Source organism: Acinetobacter sp. YWS30-1, from assembly GCF_033558715.1.
Classification (GTDB): Bacteria; Pseudomonadota; Gammaproteobacteria; order Pseudomonadales; family Moraxellaceae; genus Acinetobacter.
This window is the reverse complement of the sequence record NZ_CP114606.1, coordinates 1,274,797-1,288,178: the sequence shown is the minus strand read 5'-3', so window position 1 is coordinate 1,288,178 and position 13,382 is coordinate 1,274,797. Positions and strand designations below refer to the sequence as shown.

The following is a 13,382-nucleotide window of genomic DNA, read 5'->3' as shown; positions in this document are numbered from 1 at the left end:
TATGGTGAGTATAACTGCAAGGGCTGGTGGGCGTTCTTCAACCATACAAGCAAAAAGACCTTTATTTTCCGAATTATGGAAATATTATCCCGTAAAGATGCCAGCAAGTGATGTGTATTCTATGGTGGGAGGCCAGGCGATCGCTTTATATCAAGAAAATCCTACCGGGTATGCAAATGCCTGTGCTTTAAGATTAAGTAGATCCTTCAACTACGGTGGAATGCCAATTAAACAGTCAACGAGAGGTTATAAAGTCAGAGGAGCTGATCATAAACCTTATTTACTGAGGGTTCGCGAAATGATCACCTTTGTTGAACAAAATTTAGGAAATGCGGATCTCTCCTTTAAGCCTCAAAATAACCAAGATTTATCATCACAATTAAAAGGAAAAAAAGGAATTATTGTTTTTAAAGTGTCTGGTTGGGGAGATGCTTCTGGACATGTCACTTTATGGAATGGAAATGATTGTGGAGATAGCTGTTACTTTATTCATAATACACCTAGCATAAAAACCACAGATATTCTGTTTTGGAATTTAAGATAATGAAAATTATTGCCATATTTTTTAGTTTTCTAGTGATGAGTGCATGTTATGCAAACGATTTAAATAAATCCATATCAAATGCAGATGAGCTCAATATCAAAAATTTTGGATTTAGTTATTGTATGACGATGACTCAAGATCAAGCTCTTAGTTCGGAGGCAGCTCTAGCGATGGGCGGATATTTCCAACATGGCTCGTATGAAGAACCTGCCTATAAAAATTTAAAAAAATATATAAATCAATACATGAAAACTAAAACTAAGGTATATAAAAGTAAAGCAATGCCTGCGATATTAATGCATTGTTTAGATCTGTATAATTCGACAGAATATAAGGAAATGATTAAACAGCAGCATCACTATCTCATCCGATAGTGATTTTTATACTCGACTTGAGAATGTCAGCACCATTCTCAAGTGCCTAATGTCTAGCTCTGCTGCGCTAAAAACTTCTCAATCGCCACCTGTGCAATCTCCGCATCTTCAAATGACTTCACACCAGATACACCCATCGCACCCACCAACTGCCCTTGATACAGAATCGGCTCACCACCTTCCAACATACCGGAGAAGGTATCTATTGTCAGAAAGCCCATCTGGCCGCCTTTAATAATATCTTCAAACAGCTTAGATGGTCGGCGACTCATTGCAGAACAACGTGCTTTTTCCAGACACAGGTTTGCTGTCATCGGTGAAGCCCCATCCATACGCTTCATTGCCAGCAAATTACCAGTTTCATCAACGACAGCAATACTGACATTAAAGCCATTTTCTAGCGCATATTCATAGGCCTGATTTAATAAAAACTCAGCATCGCTTAAGGTCAGATAATGTTTGGTTTTCATTCAACTATCCAATTTCTAATTTATCAATTTCAAATCTTTGCGGTCTAATTAAAAGAATAAAATAAGCCCGAAGGAATTCGGGCTTATGTTCCCTCTCCTTTTAGGAGAGGGTTAGGGAGAGGTTGTATTACCCTTTCATTTCAGCAAAAGTTTCTTTAGCCGCTTGAATCGTAAATTCAATATCTTCATCACTATGCGCAGCTGAAATAAATCCTGCTTCAAATGCAGATGGAGCCAGGTTCACACCACGACTTAACATGCCATGGAAGAATTTCTTGAAAGCTTCTACGTCACATTTCAGCATTGAATCAAAGCTGGTGATGTCTTCTTGATCAGTGAAGTACAGGCCAAACATGCCGCCCACTTGCTGGGTCTTGAATGGAATACCGGCTTCATCCGCAGCTGCTTGTAAACCTGCAAGAAGTTTTTCAAGTTGAGCAGTCAGTTTTTCATAAAAACCTGGCTCACGCAGATGTTTAAACATCTCGATCCCGGCACGCATTGCTAGCGGGTTACCGGACAAAGTACCTGCCTGATACACGTTACCTAGTGGCGCGATGCATTCCATCACTTCACGCTTACCGCCAAAAGCACCGACTGGCAACCCCGCACCAATAATTTTACCCAAAGTCGTTAAATCAGGAGTCACGCCATAATGTGCTTGAGCACCACCAAGACCCACACGAAAGCCTGTCATCACTTCATCAATAATGAAGACTGAACCATGTTCGTCACAGACATCACGAATAGCTTGTAGAAAACCATCAATCGGTTTCACCAGATTCATGTTTCCTGCTACTGGCTCTACAATTACACCGGCAATTTCTGAACCGAACTTGGCAAAGCATTCTTTTAAAGTGGCGATGTCGTTATAAGGAAGAGTTAAAGTATGTTTGGCAAAATCAGCAGGTACACCCGCAGAAGTCGCTTCACCTTCGCCTTTAGTTAACAAGCCAGAACCTGCTTTTACCAGCAACGAGTCAGAGTGACCGTGATAACAACCTTCAAATTTTACGATCTTGTCACGACCAGTATAACCACGTGCCAGACGAATCGCAGTCATGGTCGCTTCAGTACCAGAATTCGTCATACGTACCAATTCAATGGATGGCATGATGTCGCAAATGATATCTGCCAAAGTGGTTTCATGCACGGTTGGTGCACCAAAGCTTAAACCATCAACAGCTGCATCTTGCACCGCTTTAATGATTGATGGATGCGCATGACCCAGAATCATTGGGCCCCATGAACCAACATAGTCCACATAACGTTTACCATCGACATCGTATAGATAAGCACCTTGTGCCTTTTCGATAAAGACTGGCGTGCCGCCTACACCGTTAAAAGCACGTACAGGTGAGTTTACGCCACCTGGAATATGTTTATTGGCTTGTTTAAATAGTTGTTCTTGCTTTGGAGATAAACTCATGAGAATCACTCAACTCAAAAATACAATAAGAAATAAAAATTAAGCTTGTTCAGCAAATAGTTCTGACCAGTCATACACACGTTGACCGACAGTAGACATTGAACGACCTAAAACATCACTAATGACTGCACAAAGATCTGCACCGGCCTCGATGACCTCTTTCGAGTTTTCCACCGTTAAACCACCAATAGCACAAATCGGTACATTTAATTTACTTTTGGCTTGTTTTAAGGTTTCCAGACCAATATTACCTGCTTCTGGCTTGGTGTCAGTCGCATAGATCGCGCCAAAAGCTACATAATTAGCCCCATCAGCAATGGCTTGTTCAGCAAGCTCAAGTGAGTTGTTGCAACTGCGGCCAATCAATACATTTTTAGGCAAACGTTCAACAGCTTCCTGAATTGAGCCATCATCCTGACCCAAATGCACGCCTACGCCATATTTTACTGCAGTTTCTAAATCGTCATTAATCACAAATGGAACTTTGTACTGTTCGCACATTTGTTTCATATATTCGATTTCGTAAGCCTGATCTTCTTTCGCTACTTTTTTACGACGATACTGAAGTACCGCAACTTCATAAGTCGCCATTGCACCTTCAAGTTTTGCTAGGAGAAGTTCAATAGGATCATCATTGGTAATTAAATATAAACCGCGCATGACTGCCGCCATTCAAAATACATACGCTATTATAGGCATAAATGGGCGAGTTTCCCCATCCTAAACACTGAATAATACCCGATTCAGGGATTAGATTATTATTTGTACTTTTTATACAGGTGATTGATCAATATCCCTATTTTCAGTGATAGGCGACTGCGAGAATTTACGTTTTAATGGTTTTATAACAATAATGATAAAGTGTTAATGCTTACGCCCTCCGACAAACGCTTTTAGGATTTTGCAGATAACTTAGTGGAGAAGTTGCAAAATTCTGAAAGCGATTTTTTTATGTCCGGATTTTACGATTCCTGTGTATAAAATTGCTTGAATACCATTAATCACAAAACTTAAAGAAAACTTTAAAATACCCAATTTCAGGGATAGGTCTACATGCATTAAAGGATTTAAATAAGTTCGAACACAACACATAAATAGAAAAGCAAAAGCTGTGTTTTATCTACCAGATCCTTTCTAGCTTTGGGTAAACCGTTTATGGGGAGACGTGTCAAAGCTAGAAAGGATCGACCCATCTAAGCAGAACTGACCATCTTATCTCTCAAACTTGGTTCATTCATCTCGTGAATATTTTCTAAATCATTCAGATAAATTAAAAATACGTCAATGCAGATCTTTCTGTTTTTTTAAATATAAAAAAAGCCCGGAGAAGGTCGCTCCAGGCTTGGAAAACTGATTTATTCAGTGAATTATACTCTTTGATAAAATACTGAATAAGCAATAAAACAATTAATAGAATAATAACTCTACACTTGCAAGTGTTTTTATCGTTTTTATTGCAATACTTAAGCATAAATCCGATAAAACGTCATAAGCCCTAACTTGGAATTTTGTCGTGCTTACGATCAACCAGACTCAGGTTACCACGTAATACATCGGCAAACATACGCCAGTCTGAAATAAAACTGTATAGCGGCTGTTTAAAGCTGGCCGGTTTATTCTTTTCAAAAATGAAATGACCAATCCAGGCACAGGCATAACCTGAGAGTAGTCCATAGGCCAGATATTTGGCTTTACGCTGACGAAGGGCTTTGCTAAAAAAATATATACCGATACTGCTGCCGGCGACATGCAAACGGCGGCTCATGATATGGCGATGTTCGGTTAGATAAAACCGGTAAAATTCATGATAGTCACGAATCGGCATTTTTGGAGAAGTCAGTTCTGCAATCTCATTGCTCGGCTGCACCTGTGCATTCATTATCATCATCCTGATCTTTTTTCTTCACCTTAGCGCATAATTTAGGCAATTAAAAGTACCTTTATTTTCATGCAATTCTGCTCCTGAATTTAGCTTAGATATTGAATTGTCATGCTTTCAATAAAAACCGGCGAATGAGATCAGTAACTTAATTTTTCCATTTCCATTTTTTTCAATCGGTCAAGTCTTACATCAGATTGGTTTTTCGTTACAATCAGCCGCTCAAAAGTCTAAAAATATTTCCGTTTCATATCGGAATTTCATGCAAGCGAATAAAAATTCAATTTATTTTTAATATTTTTCAATAAATTGAATAGACAGGATGATTATCATGGTTGAAGTTGAACTCAAGTTCCAGATTCCCGCGGCACGCCGTACTGCCCTGCTTAAGGCACTTGATCCCAAGAAATCTCAACAGATCCAGCTTCAAGCCAAATACTATGATACTGCAGACCGTCAACTGGCCCAGCATGGAATTGCCCTACGTCAGCGATTAGAAGGCAGTCGTTGGGTTCAGACGTTAAAAGCGGCAGGCAAAAGCCACATTGAACGTTTCGAGCATAATCATGATCTGGGTGAATTAGAACAGTCTCCTGAGCTGGACCTGAGTATTTACAAGCAGTCTGCTGAAGCGCAAGCCTTGCTTAATCGTGCTTTAGGTGATCAGTTTGACCAGCTGCAATTGCAGTTTGAAACCGATATTGCCCGTACCTTGCGCGTGATTGAATATGAAAACACATCAATCGAAGTCAGCCTGGATATTGGCTGTATTCGCACGCCTCATGCTGAGCAGGAGGTGCATGAAGTTGAATTCGAGTTAAAGCATGGCTCAATTCAGGATTTGCTGGCCTTTAGTTTTGAATGGGTCAAAAAATATCAGCTTTGGCTGGATGTACGTAGTAAGGCTGAAATCGGGAATTTGTTAGCGACTCATCAGAATGTAAGTCCCGCTACTTTTGCCAAAGAATTCCAGATCAGCAAAAAAGATAGTGCGGGTAAAAACCTGTGTCATCTGGTGGCCCAGCAAATGCAGCATCTATTGCCCAATATCGCGGGAATCTCCGCGCAATTGGCAGAGCAGGAACATATTGATCAGGCACAACAGGCCTTGGATCATCTCTATCTGACCCTACTTTTGTTTAAAGATTGGCATACTCAGGTTTCAGACAAATGGGCGCATCAGCTTGCTGCATTTAAACATCAGTTTGAACATCTGCAACATTTACAGCACATGCAAAACACCCTAGCTGGCTTCCTGCAAAATCCTACGACTGCAGAGAACCTGACTAAAGATATTCTCTATGCCAAAGAGAAGCTGAGCAATCTGGTGAAGTCCACCCAGAATGTGCATCACTATCTGGAATTGCTGATCTTCAGCTTAAGTACAGATGAAGCTAAACCGTTGGAATTAAAATTTGCAGCGCAAACTACCCTGCAGCAACAATACAAAGTCTTGCAGGAACAGATGAACCAGACTGATATTACCAATTTTGAGAGTCTGGATCAGCTAGCAATTCGCATTCAGGAATTAAAATTCAGCTTCCCAATTTTGACCACGATTTATGATGTCAAAAACCTACAAAAATACAGCAAGGCTTTAAATGATGCACAGCAGGCAGCAAATGAATATCAGACGCTGGCCTCTTCTGCAGCCTATATTCAACAGACCGAGCTGGAAGCCAGTGACTGGTTTGTGTTGGGTTGGCTGACTGCCAAGCAGGAAGTCTATGCACAGCGCTTACTGGAAGCGACAGAACAGTTTCTGGTCAGCCGCAAATTTCTTAAATAAGTATTTAACTGACTTTCAAAGCACGCTACGGCGTGCTTTTTGTTGCACAAGCACATCACAATACTTTTGTTGTTTGGTCTATATTGATTGTTATGAGCTTCATCGAGAAGGAATGGCCCGATGGCAGAAATCGAACTCAAATTCCAGATTCCGCAAAGTATACGTCACCAATTCGAACAAGATTTTCAGCAGTACAGGCCAACTCGACATCATTTATGTGCAAAATACTTTGATACTGCCGATCAGCAGTTACAGCAGCACAAAATTGCACTCCGGCAGCGTCTGGAAGATCAGCAATGGTTTCAGACCTTAAAAGCACCGAGCCAGCATCAATTTGAACGCTTTGAGCTGGAAGAAAGACTGGATACCGCACCGGACAACTGTGATTTAAAAGCTTATGCCAAGCATAAACAGGCTCGGAAGATTCTAAAACAGGCACTTCACACCCTAGATACGTCTCTGACTCTACAATTTGAAACTGATGTAGAGCGGGATCTCTGGATTGAAAATTACCGAGGAAGTCAGATTGAAATTGCACTGGATAGAGGTGAGATTCGTTCTAATGGCCAGACCTTGGATATTTATGAAGTTGAATTTGAGCTCAAAAGTGGCAAACTTGATGACTTAATTGATTTTGTTAAACCCTGGATTCAACGTTATCAGTTATGGCTGGATGTACGCAGCAAATCTGAACGTGGTTATGCTCTGCTGAATAATAAAACTGATCTTCCGGTCCAGCATCAGACAACCTTAGAGCTCGCAGCTAAAGACGATATTCATCATATCTTGCAAAAAATTATCACCAACTGTCTGACGCACCTGTTTCCCAATGCGACGGCGATTGCGCTAGAGAATTACAATAGTGACCATGTGCACCAGGCCCGCGTCGCTATCCGGCGTTTACGCAGTGCCTTAAAAATCTTCCAGCCCTATCATCAGGATTTGCCAGAGGAATGGCAGGATCAGTTACGCAATATCTTCCAGCAATTAGGCTCTACTCGGGATCGCGATGCTTTAGCTGAAAGTCTGCTTCCTCAGCTAGAAGCTGCGGGTTCACCAGTATTGCAGTTGCCTCCAGCCCAACAGGATCAGGCAGATATTAGCCAATTATTCAGAAAGCCAGCTACGATGGAGCTGATACTGGAGCTACTACAATTTAGTCAGGATCAGAGTGCAAACCAGCAAAAGTCCTCGCATAAAATCCTGTGTAAAGGACTCAGCAAACTGCATCAGAAAGTCTGTGCAGATGCAGAGAATTATCAGGAACTGGATATTGAATCACGCCACCGAACCCGCAAGCGGGTTAAACGCTTGCGTTATAATGTGGAATTTCTGCAAAGCCTGTTTCCGGAAAAGGAAATCAAAAGATATCTGAAAGCGTTAAAGCCCTTACAGGAGACTTTAGGTCATTATAATGACCTGTTTGTCGCAGAAAGCCTGTATAGGCCTTATGCCAAAAAACATTCCAAGGCATGGTTTGTCATCGGCTGGCTCACCGCAGAACAGCAGCATCTGTCGGAACAGGCTGCCGAGCAGTTACAAAAATTTTCTCACACCCAGCCATTCTGGTAAGAGATAAATAGACAAAATTGCTCTAGCGATATTTTCCATATACTTTCCAGGTATTGTTATCAGCTAATGGATCGCTATAACTATCGCTGCGCTGCTTACGCGGCTTATCACGGGCATCAACCAGTTCAAAATGTGGTTCGACACTGAGGACGATGCCATTCACATAGAACCGAGTCCGGGTGTATTCACTTTGACCATGCTGGAATACATAAGTACGCAGATCTACAAATTCACGATGTGCCACAAGTGCCGCTGTCTCATCACTGTCTAGCCAGCGTTGCATGGCCTGAATCTGTTCCGGTTCAAATTGCCCACATTTTTCAATCAGGCTGGCAATGCCACGAAAAGTTTTGGATTCTTTGGCACGGGTTTTATTAATCCGGATGCGGTCCACATGAAAATAGAATAAAGGCAGATTCAAATGGCTTGGCAAATGAATCGCATCCAGAACTTCATCTTCCATAAAAGGCTGAAACAGGTCTTGTGCCCTTTCAATCAGACCCAGCCATTGCTTGTAATATTCTTCGACCTGCGACTTGGTGCCATAATAAATTGGCAATCCTTCCACATTGGCCAGATTTGCTGGTGGCCAGATATTCTGGCGTAATAAGGCAATATCACTTTTCAGACTCTGTACAGCAATTGCATCTTGCATGAGATTTACATTTTTATTGCTTAGGCTATTTTTAGATTAAGGCAAAGGTTTAGTTTCTGCAAGGCTTTGCCTATAATTAGTGATTAAGATTTTATTATCAGGAAAAATTCATGGTTCAAAAGATTGAAGCAACCGATGTAACCGAAGAAGAAGCGTTAAATGCTGCATTCTTTGAACGTGCTGATGAATTTATTAAACAGGCCAACGAATTTAGCCGTGTAGAAAAAGGCTCTCAGGAAAACCCGGCAGAAAAACGTGGTCAAGTCAGCGCTGCAATGCTGTTTGGTACTGCCCGCTTTAATACCTGGGTCGCTGCCAACAATTTCAAAGATGGCAACGAGATGCGCGACGCTAAAGATCAGGTCATGTCTTATATCTTGCAGCAATTTCAGATGATGCTGGAAGATAACTACGATGAATACTGTGAGCAGTTTGAGAACTATTTACGTTTCCGTCGTAATGAAGAGTTTCATGCCAACAAGCATCAACACGACCACGATCATTAATGAAAGCCCTACGGGGCTTTTTTTAAATCTTTGATTTTTAATTTGACTTTAATACTGGATTCATCCTATAAAAAATGAATAAAAATTAAACGATGACCAAAAATATCATGCAACAACTGCCCTTTCCGATTATAGATCCGCATATTCATCAATGGGACCCTTATACCACACCGCATGCCGCAGCCTCAGCCGTAAAATTATTTGGCAAACATCCCAAACTGCTGAACAAAATGGTGCGACTGATCAAGCCCAAAGCGGTGATCGATACCATTGGTCTGACCGAACATCTGACCGCGCCTTACCTACCTGAAAATTATAAACGTGACATCGGTCATTATCAGGTGGAACAGATTGTTCATATAGAAGCAAGCTGGCATGAGCATAAAGGTACTGGCGTGGTTAATGAAACCAGGTTTATTGCCGGGCTGCCTTTTGCTGAACAGAATATTCAGCTAGGCGGCATTGTGGCTACAGCTGATCTTCGTCAAAAAAACTTTAAACAGCTGCTGCAATTACATCAGGAAGTTTCGCCTAAATTACGTGGTATTCGTAAAATGGCATCGTTCCATGCCGATAAAGGCATTCATGCCTGGACCGATGAACCGCATTTATACTGCAATAAGAAATTTCTGAAAGGATTTGAGGAATTAGCCAAAGCCAATTTAAGTTTTGATGCCTGGGTTTATTCTACCCAAATTTCTGATGTGGCCCATCTGGCCAAAACATTTCCTGAAACGCCGATTGTGCTGGATCACTTGGGCACACCTGCCGGCATCTTTGGGAAAGTCGGTAAAGCAACAGGACAAACAGCACAGCAGCGAGACTATATTTTTCAGACCTGGAAAGAAGACCTGGCTGAACTGGCAAAATGCCCAAATGTGTATAGCAAAATTTCCGGTCTGTTTATGCCTGTACTCGGTCATCGTTTTCATTTAGAGCGAAAACTGGCAAAAAAAGATGAACTGATTCAGCTCGCGGCTCCATTGATCCAGCATGCCCTACAATGCTTCGCTAAAGATCGCATCATGTTTGCTTCTAATTTCCCGATGGATCGTGTCAGCACAGATCTGGTCACCATCATTGATGCCTTTAGCGATATTGTGCAGAGCTATGACGAACATGCTATAAAGCCGGTTTTTTATGAGAATGCCAAACGCTTTTATCGCCTATAGATACGCGGAAACGTCATCCGTAACTGGTTGAGGTAGGACTACATCATAAGAGGATTGTTTCTACAATAAATTTATTTCGTGAAGGTGGTGGACGAGTTTTGCGGATGACAAATGGTTTTGGCTACTTTTGCCGAAGCAAAAGTAGCCATATAGACATCTAAACATTTATTTAAAATGAAAAGAGACCGTCATAGACTTATAAAAAATTACAGAGTTTATTTCACTTCTTTCCCATACTGATCCGCCATGACTTCGACCAATTGATCCGGTTTAACATATTTTTTGATAACGGCATCGACATCTGCCTTGGTCAGCTTGGCAATCGCCTGATCACGTTTCTCCCGATAGATCAGATTACGATCTTTTTCCAGTTGTGGAATCAGCATGCTGTGAATACGGCGATCATCTTCTAGTGCAGTGACGCGCTGTTTCAAAATCGTGGCTTTCGCTGCTTCAACTTCCTGCTCGGTTACCCCTTTGGCCAGAAGCTCATTCAATACCTTATGCACCGCTTGTGACATCTGTGCTGATCGGCTAGGCGTATAATTCGCCTGAATGCCTAATGCGCCTGAATCAATCCATTCATCATACTGAGCATTGGCACTAAAACCATAAACCAGCGCATTTTTCTCACGTAATTCCTGTGCTAAACGTGAAGACAACTGAGAATCACCCAGAATATGCCGGAAGACCAGCATGGCTGGCAAATCTACATGTTCTGCACCGACCGGGAATGTCATGACAGCCTGATAATGACCGAACTCGCGCTGTTCAGACAACGCATGGATTTTCTGTGCCGGATAAACTGTATATTGACCACTTAAGCGCTCATAAGGCTGCTTCGCTTTCCAGCTCGCAAAGTTATTTTTGAGGACTTTGCTCACGGACTTCGGATTAAATTCCCCTGTCACTGCGATCTGGGCATGATGCGTATTAAAGAACTGCTGATATAACGCTACGACATGTTCACGAGTAGCAGCCTGAATCTGTTTTTTTGCCAGTTCAGGTTCAAAATGATAGCGAAGGTCACCCGGCTGATAAATCTCGGTCGCGCGAGACATGGTCAGGCCGGCCACCATATTGGGCTCAGTATAAGGACGGTCTAACGCAGACAGGCTTTGTCCTTTAATCAGGTCAAACTGGCTCTGCTCAAAGGCCGGTTTATTGAGCACATCCAGCACATACTGGAAAAATTCCTCAAACTTCTCTTTTTTGGCACTGATCTGAATGCTCATGCCATTTTCAGAGGAACTGGCCGTGGCTGAACCACCGGACTCAATAATTTTATCGGCAATCTGTTGCAAGCTTTGGGTTTCAGAAGAACGCAGCAGTAAGTAAGCTGTCAGATCCAGAATCTCGCCTTTATTGAACAAACTTTGTGCCGTGCCGAAATTAAGCGCAATGGTGGCATAAACTTTGTCATCCTGAGTCTGGGTCGGGAATAAAGCGTATTTAATACCATTCTTCAGTTTGCCACGTTGAATCTGTTTGTCCTTGGCCTGTAAATATTGCTTGGACTGCGCCACATACTGCTTTACTTCTGCCTGATAGACACTGACATCTTTCAGCGGTTCTGCTGCTTCAGCCTGCTGATCCAGAGTTTGAGCCGGCACTTCAGTCTGGGTCAACTCCTGTGCTTTTTTCTGATCTTCTGGTGTCGGCAAGATATTGCCAGAAATACGATATTCCGGCTTAAAGAATGCTTTATACACCTGGTTGACCTGATTAACATCCAGCTTTTCTATGGCTTGCAGATCTTTAAAATACTGGCTCCAGTCACCTGAATAAGCCACTATATATTCACTTAAACGCGAACCTAAAGCGGTTGCGCTGTTTTTAACATTGTCCGCCTGGTTTCGGGTCAAACTTTTAGCCCGGTTTAATTCGGTTTCGTTAAATGGCTGGCTCTGCTCTACACCCTGAATCAAGCCCTGCTCAACCTGCTTGACTTGATGATTTGGCGCATAGATGGCACCCATAAACACCAGATTAAAATCTTTATCCAGCCAGGTCATAGACTGCACCGTAGTAGTTTTACCCGTCTCGACCAGACTCTGATACAGGTGTCCGCTAGGTTGCAATGTATATAAGATTGGAGACATGGCCAGCGTGGTTTTAATACTTTCTTCTGACTGGTTCAGATAAATATTAAATTTGGCCAGATCACTACCCTTTTGCACGGTAAATTCACGCTGTTTGATCTGTTCAGGTTTTAGCGCAGGCACTTTCACCGCTTCAGGCACTTTGCGGGACTGAATTGGACTGAAATGGGTATCAATCTGCTTCAGCACTTCTGCCTTATTAAATTTGCCTGAAATAATCATGAGGGCATTATTCGGTGCATACCAGTGACGATAAAACTGGTTCAGCTCCTGCATCTTGATCGATTGCAGTTCGTTCAAATCGCCAATCGGTAATCGTCCCAGATATTGATTGCCATAAGCTGATTTAAATACCTGATCCATCAGTACGGAAAATGGCTGATCCAGACGGATTTCACGCTCACGTTTCACGATATCAATTTCAGTCGGTACATACTTTTCTTGCAGGACCAGCTTGTCCATGCGTTCTGCTTCAAGGAAAATCACTTCATTGACCGCAGTCTGCTCAGGACGAATCACATTGGTATATTTGGTTGAGTAATAGTCGGTACTGGCATTGGTCATTAAGGTATATTGATCCAGACGGCGCTGAAACTCATCTCCCTTCACATTTTCCGTGCCTTTAAACGCCAGATGTTCAAGCAGATGCGCTAACCCACCTTTGCCTTGAGGATCATTCAGTGAACCGGTCAGATAGACCGTATTCATAAACACTTTATTTTCTTTATCATTGGGCGCAAGAATAATTCTTAAGCCATTTTCCAGTCGATATTCTTCGATATTCTGTTCTGTTCTCACCAATACCGGCTGTGCAAAACTGGCCGCTGTCCAGCCAGATAATAAAATCGCCAAGCTTAAACGTTTAAAGCGTATTTGCATTGTTCATCCAA

At 42.1% G+C, this 13,382-nt stretch carries 12 protein-coding genes; 6 read left to right on the top strand and 6 right to left on the bottom strand.

From position 1 onward, the window contains the following. Window position 1: 1 nt before the first annotated feature. Both O4M77_RS05995 and O4M77_RS05990 read left to right on the top strand, forming a co-directional pair. Window positions 2-544, top strand: a complete 543-nt coding sequence (locus tag O4M77_RS05995; protein ID WP_323714021.1) for a type VI secretion system amidase effector protein Tae4 — start codon at window positions 2-4, stop codon at window positions 542-544. Beyond that, window positions 544-918 (top strand): hypothetical protein, encoded by a 375-nt coding sequence (locus O4M77_RS05990; protein ID WP_180104811.1) that lies wholly within the window; start codon window positions 544-546, stop codon window positions 916-918. The genes O4M77_RS05995 and O4M77_RS05990 overlap by 1 nt, the downstream gene beginning before the upstream one ends. 53 nt (window positions 919-971) lie before the next feature. Here O4M77_RS05990 and O4M77_RS05985 read toward each other — a convergent pair whose 3' ends face one another. The 4 genes from O4M77_RS05985 to O4M77_RS05970 all read right to left on the bottom strand — a co-directional run bounded on the left by O4M77_RS05985 (window position 972) and on the right by O4M77_RS05970 (window position 4,696). After that, window positions 972-1,388: a heme-binding protein gene (locus tag O4M77_RS05985; RefSeq protein WP_323714020.1), complete on the bottom strand. Its 417-nt coding sequence runs from the start codon at window positions 1,386-1,388 to the stop codon at window positions 972-974. A gap of 127 nt (window positions 1,389-1,515) precedes the next feature. Continuing rightward, complete coding sequence (hemL, locus tag O4M77_RS05980; protein ID WP_323714019.1) at window positions 1,516-2,817, bottom strand: glutamate-1-semialdehyde 2,1-aminomutase; 1,302 nt, start codon at window positions 2,815-2,817, stop codon at window positions 1,516-1,518. A 39-nt stretch (window positions 2,818-2,856) separates the two neighbouring features. Further along, window positions 2,857-3,477, bottom strand: a complete 621-nt coding sequence (gene thiE / locus O4M77_RS05975; protein WP_034706393.1) for a thiamine phosphate synthase — start codon at window positions 3,475-3,477, stop codon at window positions 2,857-2,859. Between the two features lie 835 nt (window positions 3,478-4,312). After that, window positions 4,313-4,696: a DUF962 domain-containing protein gene (locus tag O4M77_RS05970; protein ID WP_180104809.1), complete on the bottom strand. Its 384-nt coding sequence runs from the start codon at window positions 4,694-4,696 to the stop codon at window positions 4,313-4,315. A gap of 331 nt (window positions 4,697-5,027) precedes the next feature. On the opposite strand from O4M77_RS05970, the gene O4M77_RS05965 reads away from it, so the two are divergent. After that, entirely contained in the window at window positions 5,028-6,485 is a 1,458-nt protein-coding gene (locus O4M77_RS05965; RefSeq protein ID WP_180104808.1) for an inorganic triphosphatase, read from the top strand. A 120-nt stretch (window positions 6,486-6,605) separates the two neighbouring features. Further along, window positions 6,606-8,057, top strand: a complete 1,452-nt coding sequence (locus tag O4M77_RS05960) for a CYTH and CHAD domain-containing protein (protein WP_323714018.1) — start codon at window positions 6,606-6,608, stop codon at window positions 8,055-8,057. A 22-nt stretch (window positions 8,058-8,079) separates the two neighbouring features. Here O4M77_RS05960 and O4M77_RS05955 read toward each other — a convergent pair whose 3' ends face one another. After that, complete coding sequence (locus O4M77_RS05955) at window positions 8,080-8,712, bottom strand: hypothetical protein (protein WP_004786345.1); 633 nt, start codon at window positions 8,710-8,712, stop codon at window positions 8,080-8,082. 110 nt (window positions 8,713-8,822) lie between these two features. On the opposite strand from O4M77_RS05955, the gene O4M77_RS05950 reads away from it, so the two are divergent. Then, a complete protein-coding gene (locus O4M77_RS05950) occupies window positions 8,823-9,218 on the top strand; it encodes a DUF3144 domain-containing protein (protein WP_004786347.1) in 396 nt (131 codons plus the stop codon). A gap of 107 nt (window positions 9,219-9,325) precedes the next feature. Beyond that, window positions 9,326-10,390, top strand: a complete 1,065-nt coding sequence (locus tag O4M77_RS05945) for an amidohydrolase family protein (RefSeq protein ID WP_180016650.1) — start codon at window positions 9,326-9,328, stop codon at window positions 10,388-10,390. Window positions 10,391-10,605: 215 nt separating this feature from the next. Here O4M77_RS05945 and O4M77_RS05940 read toward each other — a convergent pair whose 3' ends face one another. Next, entirely contained in the window at window positions 10,606-13,371 is a 2,766-nt protein-coding gene (locus O4M77_RS05940; RefSeq protein ID WP_323714017.1) for a pitrilysin family protein, read from the bottom strand. Between the last annotated feature and the right edge of the window lie 11 nt (window positions 13,372-13,382).